This is a genomic window from Streptomyces sp. NPDC059989, assembly GCF_042736975.1.
Taxonomy (GTDB): Bacteria; Actinomycetota; Actinomycetes; order Streptomycetales; family Streptomycetaceae; genus Streptomyces.
Window position 1 is genome coordinate 147,916 of record NZ_JBHWUO010000011.1, and the last position, 15,431, is coordinate 163,346.

A 15,431-nucleotide genomic window follows, 5' to 3' on the forward strand; every position below is an offset into this window, starting at 1 on the left:
CGAGCGCATACGAAAAGCGCCCCGCCGTCGATCCCCCCACGGGTCGACGGTCGGGGCGCTTTCCTTTCCCCGGTACGGATTCCCCCCACGGGACCCGCGCCGGGGCGTCGGTGTGTGCCGGGACCCGTTCGGGTCGGGAAGGCCGCTCAAGGCTTCCCGCGGGCACGTGTCCCGGCCGGCCGATGCCCCCGGACGTCCCCCAAGACATCCGTGGAACGTCCCCCAAGACGTTCCTGGCATCGCCCCATTAGACCCGTGACGACCCCGGATGGTTACGTTGCGATCACTGTGATCTGCGTCTCCCGTGAAGGAATCGTGTACACCGTGAGGAGGAGGTCCACTAGCGGAAGGAGCGCAACCGGAGGCTGTTGGTCACCACGAAGACCGAGGAGAAGGCCATCGCGGCCCCCGCGATCATCGGGTTGAGCAGTCCGGCGGCCGCGAGCGGCAGGGCCGCCACGTTGTAGCCGAAGGCCCAGAACAGGTTGCCCTTGATGGTGGCCAGGGTCCGGCGGGACAGCCGGATCGCGTCCGCCGCGACCCGCAGGTCCCCCCGTACGAGGGTCAGGTCGCCCGCCTCGATGGCCGCGTCCGTACCGGTTCCCATGGCCAGGCCCAGGTCGGCCTGGGCCAGCGCGGCCGCGTCGTTGACCCCGTCGCCGACCATGGCGACCGTACGGCCCTGCGCCTGGAGGCGGCGTACGACGTCGACCTTGTCCTGCGGGAGCACCTCGGCGATCACCTCGTCGATGCCCACCGCGCGGGCCACCGTCTCGGCGACGGCCCGGTTGTCGCCGGTCAGCAGGACCGGGGTGAGGCCCAGCGCCCGCAGCCGGGAAACCGCCTCGGCGCTGGTCTCCTTGACCGCGTCGGCCACGGTCAGGACCCCGCGCGCCGCACCGTCCCAGGCCACCAGGACGGCGGTGCCGCCCTCGGCCTCGGCGGCCGCCTTGGCCTCCTTGAGCTCGGCCGGCAGCTCGATCGACCAGTCGGACAGCAGCTGTTCGCGGCCCACCAGGACGGCGTGTCCGTCGACCACGCCCTGGACGCCGAGGCCGCCGTGGTTCTCGAAGCCCTCGGGGACCGGAAGGGCGCCGGCCCGCTCGGCCGCCGCGGCGGCGATGGCCCGCGCGATCGGGTGCTCGGAGGCGTGCTCCAGGGCGCCTGCCAGGCGCAGGAGTTCCGCTTCCTCGACGCCCTCGGCGGTGTGCATGCCGGCCAGGGTCATCCGGCCGGTGGTGACGGTTCCCGTCTTGTCCAGGACGACGGTGTCCACGCGGCGGGTGGACTCCAGTACCTCGGGGCCCTTGATGAGGATGCCGAGCTGCGCGCCCCGGCCGGTGCCGACCATCAGGGCGGTCGGGGTGGCCAGGCCCAGGGCGCACGGGCAGGCGATGATCAGGACGGCCACGGCGGCGGTGAAGGCGGCGGTGGGATCGTCGGTGATCAGCAGCCAGGTGATCCAGGTGGCCAGCGCGAGCACGAGGACGACGGGAACGAAGATCCCGGAGATCCGATCGGCGAGGCGCTGGACCTCGGCCTTGCCGTTCTGGGCCTCCTCGACGAGCCGGGCCATGCGCGCGAGTTGGGTGTCGGCGCCGATGCGGGTGGCCTCGACGACCAGGCGGCCGGAGGTGTTGACGGTGGCGCCGGTGACGGATTCGCCCACCGTGACCTCGACGGGGACGGACTCGCCGGTCAGCATGGAGGCGTCCACGGCGGAGCTGCCCTCGACGACCGTGCCGTCGGTGGCGATCTTCTCGCCCGGGCGGACGACGAACCGGTCGCCGACCGCGAGCGCGCTGACCGGGATGCGGACCTCGCGGCCCGCGCGCAGGACGGCGACGTCCTTGGCGCCCAGCTCCATCAGGGCCCTGAGGGCCGCGCCGGCCTTCCGCTTGGAGCGGGCCTCCAGGTAGCGGCCGAGGAGGATGAAGCAGATGACGCCCGCCGCGACCTCCAGGTAGATGGCGGAGGATCCGTCGGTGCGGGACACACTGAAGTCGAAGCCGTGCCGCATGCCGGGCATGCCGGCGTGGCCGAAGAACAGGGCCCACAGCGACCAGGTGAAGGCGGCGAGCGTGCCGACCGAGACCAGGGTGTCCATGGTGGCGGCGCCGTGCCGGGCGTTGGTCCAGGCGGCCTTGTGGAAGGGGAACCCGCCCCAGACCACGACGGGGGCGGCGAGGGTCAGCGAGAGCCACTGCCAGTTGTCGAACTGGAGGGACGGGACCATGGCCAGCAGGACGACGGGCAGGGCGAGCGCGGCGGAGACGAGGAGCCGTTGGCGCAGGGCGGCGAGCACCCGGTCCGGGGCCTCGGTCTCCGCTTCCGCTTCCCCTCTCCCCTCGGTGCCTTCCCCGGCGGCGGCCGGAGCCGGCGGGGGCTCCTCGGCGGTGTACCCGGTCTTCACGACGGTCTCGATCAGGTCGGCGACCTGGACGTCACCGCTGTAGGTGACCTTGGCCTTCTCGGTGGCGTAGTTCACCGTGGCCTCGACGCCGTCCATCCGGTTGAGCTTCTTCTCGATGCGGGCCGCGCAGGAGGCGCAGGTCATTCCGCCGATCGTGAGCTCGACCGCCGCTATGGGTCCGTCGTGCACTGTGCTGGTCATGTTCCGGCTCCAGGGGGGAGTGCGGGCCGGGCCGTACGGAACCAGTATGAGCTGGTCGGTACGGCCCGGCGGGGTGCTGCGGGCGTGGCGGGGTGCCGCCGGTGCCGCCGGTGCTCAGACCTCGGCGAGCTCGTAGCCGGCCTCGTCCACGGCGGCGCGGACGTCCTCGTCGGCGAGCGGGGCGGCGGAGACCACGGTGACCTCGCCGGTCGCCGCGACGGCCTTGACCGAGCTGACGCCCGGCAGGGCGGCGAGCTCCTTGGTCACCGCACCCTCGCAGTGCCCGCAGGTCATGCCGGTCACCCGGTAGACGGTGGTGGTCTGGGTGTCCGTCTCGGCGGTCATCTCGTTCTCCTCTTCAGGCGTACGTGTCCGGTCGCCGGGGGTGGCGGATCACTCCACCGTCCTCCCGACAATCAGAGACTATACCCCTAGGGGGTATGGAAGCGAGTGTCGACGCCCACTCTCTTTCGCCCACGCCCCCAGGACTGCACGATCCTGCCGGTGCTGAGGGATGCCGGGGACCTGCGGAGCCGGGTCGGCTCGGTGATGACGGCGATGGGGGGCGATCGGCGAGTTCGGGCCGATCATCGCCATGGCCCTGCTGCTCAGCGGGTCACCGGGAGTGGGTCGTGGTGACCATCGGCTCCAGGTAGCGCAGGAGGACGGTCTTCAGCTCCGCGACGTACGCGTCGCGCTCGGCTCCCTCGTGGGCCAGGATCAGGTCCAGGGACGACTTGAAGATGCCCAGGATCATGTTCGAGGTGTGGTCGAGTTCGGCGGGCGCGATCTCGGGGCTGATGGTGCGCAGGGCGCCCTGGACCCGCCCGAGCATGGTGGAGTGCAGCTCCTCGTGCTCCTGGGCGATGCCGGGGATGCCGGATCCGTGCATGAGGGCCCAGAAGGCCGGGTTCTCGCAGTTGAAGGCGATGAGCGGGTCCAGGACGGCGTCCAGCAGCTCGGGCAGCGGGCGGCACAGGTTCTCGGGCAGGAAGGCCTGGCCGTGCGTCTCCTGGGCGCGGTGGAGCAGCTGGCCGCCGAGCTCGATCGCGATGGCCTCCTTGTTCGGGAAGAACTGGTAGAGCGTGCCCGGTGATACGCCGGCCTCGCGCGCGATGGCGTTGGTGCTGGCGGCGGCGTAGCCGGTACGGCAGAACACGCCGGCGGCGGCCGCCAGGAGCTGGCTGATCCGGCGCTCGCCGCGGGCCTGGCGGCGGCGCGGGGCGGCCGTGTCGGCGTCGCTCTCCGCACCGGTTTCTGTGGATTTGTCCTTGGCTGCCCTCGGCATGTCCAATCCCTTGCTTCCCGTGGGTGATTGACAAACACGAGAGATCACTCGCATTCTGAGAAAACGCGAGCGACTGCTCGTGTTTGCCAGTCTATTCGGCCTGGCAATCACGGTGAAGGGGACACCCGAGTCATGTCCGAAGTCAAAAAACCGCCGTCGTCCGGGGAGATCGGCAGGTGGACCCGGTTCGTCACGGCCCGGCCGCGGCTCTCGCTGCTGCTCGCCCTCGTGGTCACGGCGCTGGCCGTGTTCGCGGGCGGTGGCGTCGCCGACCGGATGGGCAGCGGCGGTTGGGAGGACCCGGGCGCCCAGTCCACCTTCGCCGCCAGAGCGCTGGAGCGCGAATTCCCGGGCTCCCAGCCCAATCTGCTGCTGCTCGTCGACGCCGGGCCGGGGGCCGCCGGGGTGGACGATCCCGCCGTCGCGGCCGAGGCGGAGCGGCTGACCGCGCAGCTCGCCGCCGAGCAGGGGGTCGTCGGAGTCGGCTCCTACTGGCGCACGGGACTGCCCGCGCTGCGCTCCGAGGACGGCCGGCAGGCCCTGATCGCCGCCCGCGTGCTCGGCGACGAGAAGGCCGCCACCGGGGTGCTGGAGCGGATCGCCCCGCGCTACCGGGGTGAGCACGGGCCGGTGCGCGTCTCGCTCGGCGGACCCGTCGCGGTCCAGCGGGAGGTGACCGAGACCATCCAGGAGGACCTCCTTCGCGCCGAGATGATCGCCCTGCCCGTCACCCTCGTCCTGCTCGTCCTCGTCTTCGGCAGCGCCATAGCGGCCCTGCTGCCGCTCGGCGTCGGCATCGTGGCCATCCTCGGCACCAATGCGGTGCTGCGCGGCCTCACAGAATTCACCGACGTCTCCGTCTTCGCCCAGAACCTGACCACCGCGCTCGGTCTCGGCCTCGCCATCGACTACGCCCTGTTCATCGTCCGCAGGTTCCGCGAGGAGCTCGCCGCCGGGCGGGACCCGGTCGCGGCCGTGGGAGCCACCCTGCGCACCGCCGGGCGCACGGTGCTGTTCTCGGCGCTGACCGTCGCGGTCTCCCTCTCGGCGATGCTCTTCTTCCCCATGTACTTCCTGCGCTCCTTCGCCTACGCCGGGGTCGCGGTGGTCCTCCTCGCGGCGGGGGCCGCGCTGATCCTGCTGCCGGCGGCCCTGGTGCTGCTCGGCGACCGGGTCAACTCCCTCGACCTGCGGCGCATGTGGCGGCGCGGCGCGCGGGGCTCCCAGAGCGCCGGGGAGGACCGTGCGGCCGAGCCCGGGCGGGGCTGGGGACGCGCCGCCGCGCTGGTGATGCGCAGGGCCCCGGTCTTCGCCGTGGCCACCACCGCCGGGCTGCTGCTCCTCGGACTGCCCTTCCTCGGGGTGAAGTTCGGCACCGTGGACGACCGGCAGCTGCCGAAGACCGCCGAGTCGCATGTGGTCCAGCAGCAGATCCGGGACGGTTTCCAGGGCAGCCCCGGAGGCCGGCTGACCGTCCTCACCGAGGGCGCGGCCGGCCCCGCGGACCTGGCCGCGTACCGGGACCGGCTGGCCGGGCTGCCGGGGGTGATCCGGGTCGAGGGTCCGGTCGGCCAGGGCGCCGGGGGCGAGTACGCCTACCTCTCGGTGGTCTCCGAGGGCGAGGCCGTGGGGCAGCAGGCCCAGGACCTGGTCGGCGAGGTGCGGAAGGTGGAAGCCCCGTTCCCGACCTCCGTGACCGGGGAGGCGGCGGTGCTGGTCGACGCCCAGAAGGCCATCGCGGCCGAACTGCCCACCGCCCTGGCCGTGGTGGTACTGGCCACCCTGCTGCTGGTGTTCCTGCTCACCGGGAGCCTGCTGATACCGCTCCAGGCGGTACTGCTCAACGCGCTCAGCCTGACCGCGATGTTCGGGGCGGTGGTGTGGGTCTTCCAGGACGGCAACCTCTCCGGGCTGCTCTCCTTCACCGCAACCGGGGACATCGAGACCACGCTGCCCGTCCTGATGTTCTGCATCGCCTTCGGACTGTCCATGGACTACGGGGTGTTCCTCATATCCCGGATCAAGGAGGAGTACGACCGGACCGGGGACCACGAGGGGGCCGTGCGCACCGGACTGGCCCGTACCGGCGGGCTGATCACCGCGGCGGCGCTGATCCTGGCGGTGGTGATGGTGGCCATCGGCACCTCGCGGGTGACCAACACCAAGATGCTGGGCCTGGGGATCGCGCTGGCGGTCCTGATGGACGCCATGGTCGTCCGCAGCCTCCTGGTCCCGGCGGTCATGAAGCTGACCGGCAAGGCTACCTGGTGGGCGCCGGGCCCGCTGCGGCGGCTGCACGAGCGGATCGGGCTGAGCGAGGGGGAGTCGCCGCAGCCGACGGCGGAAGCGCCGGAGCCCGTCCCGGCCGGGACACGGTAGGGGTGCGCGGCGGGACGGGGCCCCGGTGGGCTCCGTCCCTGGGCTGGGGGAGGCGGGGTCAGTCTTCGCGGCGGCCTCGGTTGCCGGGGCGGCGGGCCACCCAGGCTCGGACGGTGTCGGCGTACCAATAGGGCTTGCCGCCCTCCACATGGTCGGGCGGGGGGAGCAGGCCGTGCTTGCGATAGGAGCGCACGGTGTCCGGCTGGACCCGGATGTGGGCAGCGATCTCCTTGTACGACCACAGCTGTCGGTCGCTCATGACGGCACCTCCTTGTCCACGCCGCGGGGCCGGCCGGGAGGCCGTCGGGGGAGCCGGCGCGTGGACACTGACGATCACTCGGGGTTCTGCCCGGGGAACGACGCTGGGTGAGGGCAGGGGAGGGGCTGTAGAACGCCTGTGACGGAAGACCCGCGTAATGCGGACATGCGTGACACAAAGGCGACCCCTGTGACAGATGTGGCACAGGGGTCGCACGGGAGGAAATGGCCCTGCAGGAAGGGGTCAGTGGTACAGGGCCGGGCGTTCCGCCAGCTCTACGGGGGTCCGTACGCCGGTGCGCGAGGCCGTCAGGCCCGCCTCCGAGACGGCGGCCGCCGCGTAGCCGTCCCACGCGTCCGGGCCCGCCACCCGGCCCCGCGCCGCCGCGGCCACCCAGCTGCGCAGCTGCCGGTCGTAGGCGTCGGCGAAGCGCACCGTGAAGTCCTGGTCGATCGCGCCGCCCCACCGGCCCGCCGACTGCACCACCATCGCGTGGCCGTCGCCGATCCGGGCGCTGCCCGACTCGCCGACCGCCTCGCACTGCACCTGGTAGCCGAAACCGCAGTTGACGAAGATCTCCACGTCGACGACGGCCCCGCCGGAGGTCTCCAGCAGCACCAGCCGGGGATCGCGCAGCCCCTCGGGGGCGGCCGCCGTGGGTCGCGGGGAGAGCACGGTGACCGCGGTGATCTCCTGCCCCAGCAGCCAGCGGGCCGCGTCCACCTCGTGCACCACCGAGTCGCTGATCAGCATGTCGCTGGTGAAGAAGGACGGCGAGGAGGCGTTGCGGTGCCGGCAGTGCAGGAAGAGCGGCCGCCCGATCCCGTCCCCGTCCAGCAGCTCCTTGAGCCGCTGGTACTCGGCGTCGTAGCGCCGCATGAAGCCCACCTGGACCAGCCGGCGCCCCAGCCGCCGTTCGGCCTCCATGATGCGCAGCGCCCCCGCCGGATCCGGGGTGAGCGGCTTCTCGCACAACACCGGCAGCTCCCGCGCCAGCGCATGTCCGATCGCCTCCTCGTGGGCGGGTCCGGGGGAGGCGATGAGGACGGCCTGCACTCCGGGCGCGGCTATCGCGGCCGCCGGGTCGGTGTACGCGCCGACCCCGTCCAGAGCGCCCGCGACCTCCTTGACCCGGTCCCCGTCCGGGTCGGCCACGGCCACCACCCGGGCCCCGCCGACGGTCCGGCCGATCCGGCGGACGTGGTCGGTCCCCATCTTCCCGGTGCCGATCACGGCGATACCGAGCGTGCTCATGTCGTATCCCTCCCGGGGGTTCAGCGGGCGCCGCAGGAGCGCAGGTAGGCGCGGGTGCGGCGGGCGATCGGCAGCGGCCGGTCGGGCTCGCAGGGGTACATGTCCTGCTCCACGATGGCGAACAGGTCCACGCCGAGCCGCTGGGCCGCCGCCAGCACCGGTTCCAGCGCGGGCACCCCCGACGGCGGTTCGCACATCACCCCGCGGGCCACCGCCGGCCCGAAGGGCACCTGGTCGGCGACGACTTCGGCGAGGACGCGCGGGTCCACCTGCTTGAGGTGCAGGTAGCCGATCCGCTCGGCGAAGGTCTCGATGGCCTGGACGCTGTCGCCGCCGCAGTACGCGTAGTGCCCGGTGTCCAGGCAGAGCGAGACGAGGCCGGGGTCGGTGGCGTCCAGGAAGCGGGCCACGTTCTCGGGGGTGTCGATGTGCGTGTCGGCATGCGGGTGGACCACGATCCGCAGCCCGTACCGGTCCAGCACCTCCCGGCCCAGCCGCTCGGTCTGGGCGGTCAGTTCACGCCATTGCCCGGGGGTGAGGGTGCGGTCCTCCAGTACCTCGCCGGTCTTGTCGTCCCGCCAGAAAGAGGGGATGGCGACGAGATGGGCCGCGCCCATGGCCTGGGTCAGCGCCGCGATCCGCGACACGTGCTCCCAGGTGTCCTCCCACACGGCGGGCCCGTGATGGAGTCCGGTGAAGACGGTTCCGGCCGAGACCCGCAGCCCGCGTTTGGCGGTTTCCTCGGCGAGTCGCGCGGGATCGGTGGGCAGATAGCCGTAGGGGCCGAGCTCGATCCACTCGTACCCCGCGTCGGCGACCTCGTCGAGGAACCGCTCCCAGGGGGTCTGCCGGGGGTCGTCGGGAAACCAGACACCCCAGGAATCCGGAGCCGAACCGATACGGATACGGGTCAACGCGGGCGGGGAGGACGTCATAGCGGCCACCTTAGGGTGCAAGACGAATTGGGAGGACTGACCGTGACCGGCACAGGCACCGGCGATCCGTTCGCGTTCGACCTGATCACGATCGGCCGGATCGGGGTGGATCTCTACCCGTTGGCGACCGGCGTAGCACTGGCGGACGCGGAGACCTTCGGCAAGTTCCTGGGCGGCTCCCCGGCGAACGTGGCCGTCGCGGCGGCCCGGCTCGGGCGGCGCGTGGCGATGATCACGCGCACCGGGGCGGACCCCTTCGGGGCGTATCTGCGGGCCGAGCTGCGGGGGTTCGGAGTGGACGACCGGTGGGTCGCCGAGGTCACCGACTTCCCCACGCCGATCACCTTCTGCGAGATCTTCCCGCCCGACCGCTTCCCGCTGTACTTCTACCGGCTGCCGAAGGCCCCCGACCTGGAGATCGCGGCGGAGGAGCTGGACCTGGAGGCGGTACGGGCCGCACGGGTGTTCTGGATGACCGGGACGGGCCTGAGCGAGGAGCCCTCGCGGGCCGCGACGCTGGCCGCGCTGGACGCGCGGGCCAAGTCCGGGATCACGGTGTTCGACCTGGACTGGCGGCCGATGCTGTGGCGGGAGAAACCCGGGCCGTACTACGAGCGGGCGCTGGCCGGGGCGACGGTGGCCGTCGGCAACGCGGAGGAGTGCGAGATCGCCACGGGGGCGACGGAGCCGTACGCGGCGGCGCGGGCGCTGCTCGCCGCCGGCGTGGAGCTGGCGGTGGTCAAGCGGGGTCCAGAGGGCGTGCTGGCGGTCCACCGCGACGGGACGGTGGCGGAGGTGCCGCCGGTGCCGGTGGAGGTGGTGAACGGACTGGGGGCCGGGGACGCGTTCGGCGGGGCGCTGTGCCACGGGCTGCTCGCCGGGTGGGGGCTGGAGCGGGTCATGCGGTTCGCCAACGCGGCGGGGGCGATCGTGGCTTCGCGGCTGGCGTGCTCGACGGCCATGCCGTTCTCCGACGAGGTGGAGGAGGTGGTGGGCCGTGCCGGTGGCTGCTGAGTGGGGGATGGAGTGGACGAGGCTGGTGGTCCTGGACCTTGCTCCGGGGGAGACCTACGCGCACGTCTGTGGTGACGCGGAGTGGATCGTGCTCCCGCTGTCGGGCGCCTGCCGCGTCCGCTGCCGGGGCTCCGCCCCAGACCCCGCGCCTCAATCGCCGGCGGGGCTGGAAGACCGGGGCTCCGCCCCGCACCCCGCTCCTCAAACGCCGGAGGGGCTGGAATTGCCGCTGCGCGGCAACCCGCCCGACGGAGGGGACGCGCGGACCGCAGGTCCAGCTGCGCCAGGCGGGACGAATCCAGCCTCGCCGGCGTTTGAGGCGCGGGTCCGGGCAGAGCCCGGCAACGGGCCAGAGGTCTTCGAACTGCGGGGGCGGACCGGGGTGTTCGACGGGATCACCGACTTCGCCTACCTGCCCAGGGACGGGCATGCCGAGGTCCGCTCAGCGGGAGGCGGGCGGTTCGCGCTCGTCGGGGCCCGGTGCGAGCGCCGGCTCACGGCCCGGTACGGCCCGGCCGCAGACGTGGCCGTCGAGCTGCGCGGCGCCGGGCACTGCTCCCGGCAGGTCAACAACTTCGCCGCCGCGGGACCGGCCGGCTTCGCGTGCGACCGGCTCATCGCCGTCGAGGTGCTCACCCCCGGCGGGAACTGGTCCTCGTACCCGCCCCACAAGCACGACGAGCACCACCCCGGCACCGAGTCCCGCCTGGAGGAGATCTACTACTTCGAGATCGCCCCGCACGACGGCACCCCCGGGCTCGGCTACCAGCGGGTGACCCCCTCGCCCGCCGGGAAGACCGACATCCTCACCGAGGTGCGCACCGGGGACGCCGTGCTCATCCCCGACGGCTGGCACGGGCCCTCCATCGCCGCCCCCGGGCACGACATGTACTACCTGAACGTGATGGCCGGGCCACCCGGCGAGGAGCGGGAGTGGCTGATCCGCGACCACCCCGACCACGCCTGGATCCGCGAGACCTGGCCGGGGCAGGAGATCGACCCCCGGCTGCCCTTCCCCCGGATCCAGGAGGACCACCGATGAGGCTCACCGTCGCGCAGGCGCTCGTACGGTTCCTGAGCAGGCAGTACACCGAGCGCGACGGGCAGCGCCACCGGCTGATCGCCGCCACCTGGGGGATCTTCGGGCACGGGAACGTCGCGGGGATCGGGCAGGCGCTGCTGGAGAGCGGGCCCGAGGCCATGCCCTTCCTCCAGGGGCGCAACGAGCAGGCCATGGTGCACGCCGCCGTCGGGTACGCCCGGCAGAGCGGGCGGCTGTCCGCCCACGCCGTGACCACCTCCATCGGGCCCGGCGCCACCAACCTGGTCACCGGCGCGGCCGGGGCGACGATCAACCGGATCCCGGTCCTCCTCCTCCCCGGGGACACCTTCGCCACCCGGCCCGCCGACCCCGTGCTCCAGCAGCTGGAGGTCCCCTACGCCGGTGACCTCTCCGTCAACGACGCCCTGCGCCCCGTCTCCCGCCACTTCGACCGGATCACCCGCCCCGAGGCCCTGATCCCGGCCGCCCTCCAGGCCGTGCGGGTGCTCGCCGACCCCGTCCAGACGGGGGCCGTCACCCTCGCGCTGCCGCAGGACGTGCAGGCGGAGGCGTACGACTGGCCCGAGGAGTTCTTCGCCGAGCGGGTGTGGGGGGTCCGCCGCCCCCGGCCGGACCGCGCGGAGCTGACCGCGGCCGCCGAAGCCGTACGGGGCTCCGCGCGCCCCCTGATCGTCGCCGGCGGCGGGATCCGGCACAGCGGGGCCCAGGCGGCTCTGGCGGAGTTCGCCGAGGCCACCGGGATCCCGGTGGCCTGCACGCAGGCGGGCAAGGGGGCGCTGCCCCACGACCACCCCGCGGAGGTGGGCGGCATCGGGCACACCGGCACCGCCACCGCCGACGCGCTGGCCCGCGGGGCCGATCTGGTGATCGCCGCCGGGACCCGGCTCACGGACTTCACCACCGCCTCGGCGACCCTCTTCCAGAACCCCGCCGTCCGCTTCATCGGACTCAACCTCGACCCCTACGACGCCCACAAGCTCGCCGCCCGGCCGCTGGTCTGCGATGCCCGAGTGGGCCTGGAAGACCTCCGGGACGCGGCTGCCGGGTACCGCGTGGACCCCTCGTACGAGTCGACGTACAAAGAAGGGAAACGGAGCTGGGAGCGGCTGGTCGACCGGGCGTACGCGGCTCCCGACGAGGAGGTCCCGCCCACCCAGTCCCAGGTGCTCGGGCTGCTCGACGCGCTGGTCGACGGCACAGACATCCTCGTCAACGCGGCCGGATCCCTCCCGGGTGACCTGCACAAACTGTGGCGGGCCCGGTCGGCGGACCAGTACCACCTGGAGTACGGGTACTCCTGCATGGGCTACGAGATCCCGGCCGCGATCGGGGTCGCCCTCGCCGCCCCCGGCCGCCCGGTCTGGGCGCTGGTCGGCGATGGGACCTACCTGATGAACCCGACCGAGATCGTCACGGCGGTGCAGGAGCGGATCCCGATCAGGGTGCTCATCCTCGACAACCACGGGTACGCGTCGATCGGGGGCCTCTCGGGGGCGGTGGGCGCCGAGGGATTCGGTACCGCGTACCGCTTCCGGGCGGCCGACGCCTCGTACACGGGTGACCCCCTTCCGGTGGACCTCGCGGCCAACGCGGCCTCCCTCGGGATGGTCGTGATCCGTGCCCGCACCGTACGTGACCTGCGCGAAGCCCTCGCCGTGGCCCGCTCGGCGACGCGTCCCACATGTGTCTACGTACAGACCCGAACGCCCGACACTGTGTCGGGCCCACCCCCGGCACAGGCGTGGTGGGATGTTCCTGTGGCCGAGACCGCGACCCGCAAGGCGGCGGACCTGGCCCGTGAAGAGTACGACCGGCAAGCCGCGCAGCGACGTCGCCATCTGTGAAGGAGCAAGGCACATGAAGACCGTCAACCACTGGATCGGTGGCAAGACCGTCGAGGGCGCGTCGGGCAACTACGGCCCGGTCACCGACCCGGCCACCGGCGAGGTCACCACGCAGGTCGCGCTCGCCTCGGCCGAAGAGGTCGACGCGGCGGTACAGGTCGCGAAGGAGGCCTTCCAGACGTGGGGCCAGTCCTCGCTGGCCGCCCGCACCAAGGTGCTGTTCGCCTACCGCGCCCTGCTGGACGCCAACCGCGACGCCATCGCCGAGCTGATCACCGCCGAGCACGGCAAGGTCCACTCGGACGCGCTGGGCGAGGTCGCCCGCGGCCTGGAGATCGTCGAGCTGGCCTGTGGGATCACCACGCAGCTCAAGGGCGAGCTGTCGACCTCCGTCTCCAACCGCGTGGACGTCTCCGCCATCCGCCAGCCGATCGGCGTGGTCGCGGGCATCACCCCCTTCAACTTCCCGGCGATGGTGCCGATGTGGATGTTCCCGCTGGCCGTGGCCTGCGGAAACACCTTCATCCTCAAGCCGAGCGAGAAGGACCCGTCCGCGTCCGTCAAGCTGGCCCAGCTGGCCACCGAGGCCGGTCTGCCGGCGGGCGTGCTGAACGTCGTCCACGGTGACAAGGTCGCCGTCGACGCCCTGCTGGCCCACCCCGACATCGCGGCCGTCTCCTTCGTCGGCTCGACCCCGATCGCCCGCCACATCCACACCACCGCCTCCGCCAACGGCAAGCGCGTCCAGGCGCTGGGCGGCGCCAAGAACCACATGCTGGTGCTCCCGGACGCCGACCTGGACGCGGCCGCCGACGCGGCGGTCTCCGCCGCCTACGGCTCGGCCGGCGAGCGCTGCATGGCGATCTCCGCCGTCGTGGCCGTCGGCTCGATCGCCGACACCCTCGTCGAGAAGATCCGCGAGCGCGCCGAGAAGATCAAGATCGGCCCCGGCAACGACCCGACCTCCGAGATGGGCCCGCTGATCACGGCCGCCCACCGCGACAAGGTCGCCTCGTACGTCAAGGGCGCGGCCGACCAGGGCGCGGACGTCGTCCTGGACGGCACCGGCTACACGGTGGACGGCTTCGAGAACGGCCACTGGATCGGCCTCTCGCTGCTCGACAACGTGAAGACCGATTCCGACGCCTACCGCGACGAGATCTTCGGCCCGGTGCTGTGCGTGCTGCGCACCGAGACCTACGAGGAGGGCGTGGCCCTGATCAACGCCTCGCCGTTCGGCAACGGCACCGCGATCTTCACCCGCGACGGTGGCGCCGCCCGCCGCTTCCAGCTGGAGATCCAGGCGGGCATGGTCGGCGTCAACGTGCCGATCCCGGTGCCGGTGGGCTACCACTCCTTCGGTGGCTGGAAGGACTCGCTCTTCGGCGACCTGCACATCTACGGCAACGACGGCATCCACTTCTACACCCGGGGCAAGGTCGTCACGACCCGCTGGCCGGACCCCTCGGACGCCCCGGCCGGCGTGGACCTGGGCTTCCCCCGCAACCACTGACCGACCGCACGGCCTGTAGGACCGCTCGCCCCCGCAACCCTCACGCGGGGGCGAGTCGCGTTTCCGGGCCGGAGCCGGTCAGCGCGCCTGGGCGAAGTGGGTTTCCGCTTCCGGCTGTTGCGTCCCGAGGTGCCGTCGGCGCCGGCGCAGCACCAGGAAGGCCGTGGCCGCGCCGATCAGCACCAGGACCGCCCCGACGGCCGGCCACGGTACGGCGACGAAGTCCGTTTCGGACTCCGAGACCAGCTCGGGGTAGGCCGTCGCCCCCGCACGGACGTTCACGGTCACCCAGTCCGACTGGGGGGCGTCCGGCCACGGTTCGGTCAGCTCGATCCGCTGGCCGGGCAGCAGCGACAGCTTCAGCTCGCGGGCGGGCCGGTCCAGCACCTCCCGCCCGAACAGGCCCTCGGCGGAGACCGCCACCTTCGGCTCGACCACCACGTTGCCCCGGTTGACCAGCGCGTACGAGATGGTGGCGCGGGCGTCCTTGACCCAGGGCAGCAGCGGCGCCGACCGGCTGACCCGCACGTCCTCCACGCTGAGCCCCGGGGTCAGCGGCCCCGGCACCCGGAAGTAGAGCCGGGCGCCCACCGAGCGCTTCACCCCGACCTGGACCTTGCCCTCCTGCTGCACGCCCTCCACGGCGGTGTTGAGGGCGACGATCCCGCCGACGTGGTCGCCGGGCGTTGCGTCCGCCGGGACCTTCACGGTGAACGGGATGTCCTTGCGGCCCTTGGCCGGCACGGTGACGGTGGTCGCGGTCTCCGGGGCCAGCGTGATCCACGCGCCGATGTCCTTGGGCTTCGTCTCCACCGGCAGCAGCGCGAAGGCGCCGCCCGCGGGGGTGTTCACGGCGTCGGTGGCGAAGATCTGGAAGGTCAGGTCCTTGTCGGAGGAGTTCAGGATCGTCGCGCTGTCGCCGACGGTGGTCCCGGCGGCGCCCTGGTGGAAGAAGTAGCCGCGGTCGGTCATCGGCGCACCGGCCGGGGGCGTGGGGAAGACCCCCCAGGTGCCGTTGTCCGCGGCCGTGGCGGGGGCGGCGGTGGTCAGCAGGCCCGCGACCGCCAGCAGCAGGCCGACGAGCAGACCGTACGGAGAGGTGCGGGTGTGCATGGGAGGTTCTCCAGTCGGCGCGGAAAGAGGGAAGGGGTGGTGGGGGGGCGGCGCGCCCCCCCCCCCCCGGGGGGGGGGGGCGGACCGGGACGGCCCGAGAGAAAGTGACCCACCCCGGGGGGGTGTGTGTGTGAGATAAAAAAAAAAAGCAACAC

Annotated in this window: 12 protein-coding genes and 1 pseudogene; 6 read left to right on the plus strand and 7 right to left on the minus strand. The window is 72.5% G+C overall.

Annotation, left to right across the window (positions count from 1 at the left end):
* Nucleotides 1-340: 340 nt before the first annotated feature.
* On the minus strand, nucleotides 341-2,614 hold the full coding sequence (locus ACFWBN_RS12730; RefSeq protein WP_385174985.1) for a heavy metal translocating P-type ATPase: 2,274 nt from the start codon (nucleotides 2,612-2,614) through the stop codon (nucleotides 341-343).
* 114 nt (nucleotides 2,615-2,728) lie between these two features.
* Nucleotides 2,729-2,959, minus strand: coding sequence for a heavy-metal-associated domain-containing protein (locus tag ACFWBN_RS12735; protein WP_385174988.1), 231 nt, complete (start codon nucleotides 2,957-2,959; stop codon nucleotides 2,729-2,731).
* 147 nt (nucleotides 2,960-3,106) lie between these two features.
* Here ACFWBN_RS12735 and ACFWBN_RS12740 point away from each other — a divergent pair.
* Nucleotides 3,107-3,230 (plus strand): annotated as a pseudogene (locus ACFWBN_RS12740) (cation:proton antiporter); the annotation flags it as partial.
* On the opposite strand, the gene ACFWBN_RS12745 reads toward ACFWBN_RS12740, so the two are convergent.
* A complete protein-coding gene (locus tag ACFWBN_RS12745; protein WP_385174991.1) occupies nucleotides 3,231-3,902 on the minus strand; it encodes a TetR/AcrR family transcriptional regulator in 672 nt (223 codons plus the stop codon).
* Between the two features lie 132 nt (nucleotides 3,903-4,034).
* Here ACFWBN_RS12745 and ACFWBN_RS12750 point away from each other — a divergent pair, with 132 nt between their 5' ends.
* Nucleotides 4,035-6,281 (plus strand): MMPL family transporter, encoded by a 2,247-nt coding sequence (locus tag ACFWBN_RS12750; RefSeq protein WP_385174995.1) that lies wholly within the window; start codon nucleotides 4,035-4,037, stop codon nucleotides 6,279-6,281.
* 58 nt (nucleotides 6,282-6,339) lie between these two features.
* On the opposite strand, the gene ACFWBN_RS12755 is transcribed toward ACFWBN_RS12750, so the two are convergent.
* The 3 genes from ACFWBN_RS12755 to ACFWBN_RS12765 all read right to left on the minus strand — a co-directional run bounded on the left by ACFWBN_RS12755 (nucleotide 6,340) and on the right by ACFWBN_RS12765 (nucleotide 8,729).
* Nucleotides 6,340-6,540: an AlpA family transcriptional regulator gene (locus ACFWBN_RS12755; protein WP_030710687.1), complete on the minus strand. Its 201-nt coding sequence runs from the start codon at nucleotides 6,538-6,540 to the stop codon at nucleotides 6,340-6,342.
* Between the two features lie 243 nt (nucleotides 6,541-6,783).
* Nucleotides 6,784-7,794, minus strand: a complete 1,011-nt coding sequence (locus ACFWBN_RS12760; RefSeq protein WP_385174999.1) for a Gfo/Idh/MocA family protein — start codon at nucleotides 7,792-7,794, stop codon at nucleotides 6,784-6,786.
* A 20-nt stretch (nucleotides 7,795-7,814) separates the two neighbouring features.
* Nucleotides 7,815-8,729 carry a sugar phosphate isomerase/epimerase family protein gene (locus tag ACFWBN_RS12765; RefSeq protein WP_385175003.1) on the minus strand — a complete coding sequence of 305 codons (915 nt, stop codon included), beginning with the start codon at nucleotides 8,727-8,729 and terminating at the stop codon, nucleotides 7,815-7,817.
* 42 nt (nucleotides 8,730-8,771) lie between these two features.
* On the opposite strand from ACFWBN_RS12765, the gene iolC reads away from it, so the two are divergent.
* From iolC to ACFWBN_RS12785, 4 genes are read left to right on the plus strand one after another with little or no spacing between them, the layout of a single operon-like run.
* Nucleotides 8,772-9,743 carry a 5-dehydro-2-deoxygluconokinase gene (gene iolC / locus ACFWBN_RS12770; RefSeq protein ID WP_385175006.1) on the plus strand — a complete coding sequence of 324 codons (972 nt, stop codon included), beginning with the start codon at nucleotides 8,772-8,774 and terminating at the stop codon, nucleotides 9,741-9,743.
* Nucleotides 9,727-10,785 carry a 5-deoxy-glucuronate isomerase gene (gene iolB, locus ACFWBN_RS12775; protein ID WP_385175009.1) on the plus strand — a complete coding sequence of 353 codons (1,059 nt, stop codon included), beginning with the start codon at nucleotides 9,727-9,729 and terminating at the stop codon, nucleotides 10,783-10,785. Before iolC ends, iolB begins: the two co-directional genes overlap by 17 nt.
* The gene (gene iolD / locus ACFWBN_RS12780; RefSeq protein ID WP_385175012.1) at nucleotides 10,782-12,650 is read left to right on the plus strand and encodes a 3D-(3,5/4)-trihydroxycyclohexane-1,2-dione acylhydrolase (decyclizing); all 1,869 of its coding nucleotides are present in this window, start codon (nucleotides 10,782-10,784) and stop codon (nucleotides 12,648-12,650) included. The genes iolB and iolD overlap by 4 nt, the downstream gene beginning before the upstream one ends.
* Before the next feature lie 13 nt (nucleotides 12,651-12,663).
* Complete coding sequence (locus tag ACFWBN_RS12785; protein WP_385175017.1) at nucleotides 12,664-14,163, plus strand: CoA-acylating methylmalonate-semialdehyde dehydrogenase; 1,500 nt, start codon at nucleotides 12,664-12,666, stop codon at nucleotides 14,161-14,163.
* A gap of 78 nt (nucleotides 14,164-14,241) precedes the next feature.
* On the opposite strand, the gene ACFWBN_RS12790 is transcribed toward ACFWBN_RS12785, so the two are convergent.
* Nucleotides 14,242-15,276, minus strand: coding sequence for a WxL protein peptidoglycan domain-containing protein (locus tag ACFWBN_RS12790; protein WP_385175020.1), 1,035 nt, complete (start codon nucleotides 15,274-15,276; stop codon nucleotides 14,242-14,244).
* Between the last annotated feature and the right edge of the window lie 155 nt (nucleotides 15,277-15,431).

Excerpts from the sequence above, each read along its gene's own strand:
- ACFWBN_RS12730 (WP_385174985.1), bottom strand. The coding sequence starts at position 2,614 with ATGACCAGCACAGTGCACGACGGACCCATAGCGGCGGTCGAGCTCACG.
- ACFWBN_RS12735 (WP_385174988.1), bottom strand. The coding sequence starts at position 2,959 with ATGACCGCCGAGACGGACACCCAGACCACCACCGTCTACCGGGTGACC.
- ACFWBN_RS12745 (WP_385174991.1), bottom strand. The coding sequence starts at position 3,902 with ATGCCGAGGGCAGCCAAGGACAAATCCACAGAAACCGGTGCGGAGAGC.
- ACFWBN_RS12750 (WP_385174995.1), top strand. The coding sequence starts at position 4,035 with ATGTCCGAAGTCAAAAAACCGCCGTCGTCCGGGGAGATCGGCAGGTGG.
- ACFWBN_RS12755 (WP_030710687.1), bottom strand. The coding sequence starts at position 6,540 with ATGAGCGACCGACAGCTGTGGTCGTACAAGGAGATCGCTGCCCACATC.
- ACFWBN_RS12760 (WP_385174999.1), bottom strand. The coding sequence starts at position 7,794 with ATGAGCACGCTCGGTATCGCCGTGATCGGCACCGGGAAGATGGGGACC.
- ACFWBN_RS12765 (WP_385175003.1), bottom strand. The coding sequence starts at position 8,729 with ATGACGTCCTCCCCGCCCGCGTTGACCCGTATCCGTATCGGTTCGGCT.
- iolD (WP_385175012.1), top strand. The coding sequence starts at position 10,782 with ATGAGGCTCACCGTCGCGCAGGCGCTCGTACGGTTCCTGAGCAGGCAG.
- ACFWBN_RS12785 (WP_385175017.1), top strand. The coding sequence starts at position 12,664 with ATGAAGACCGTCAACCACTGGATCGGTGGCAAGACCGTCGAGGGCGCG.
- ACFWBN_RS12790 (WP_385175020.1), bottom strand. The coding sequence starts at position 15,276 with ATGCACACCCGCACCTCTCCGTACGGTCTGCTCGTCGGCCTGCTGCTG.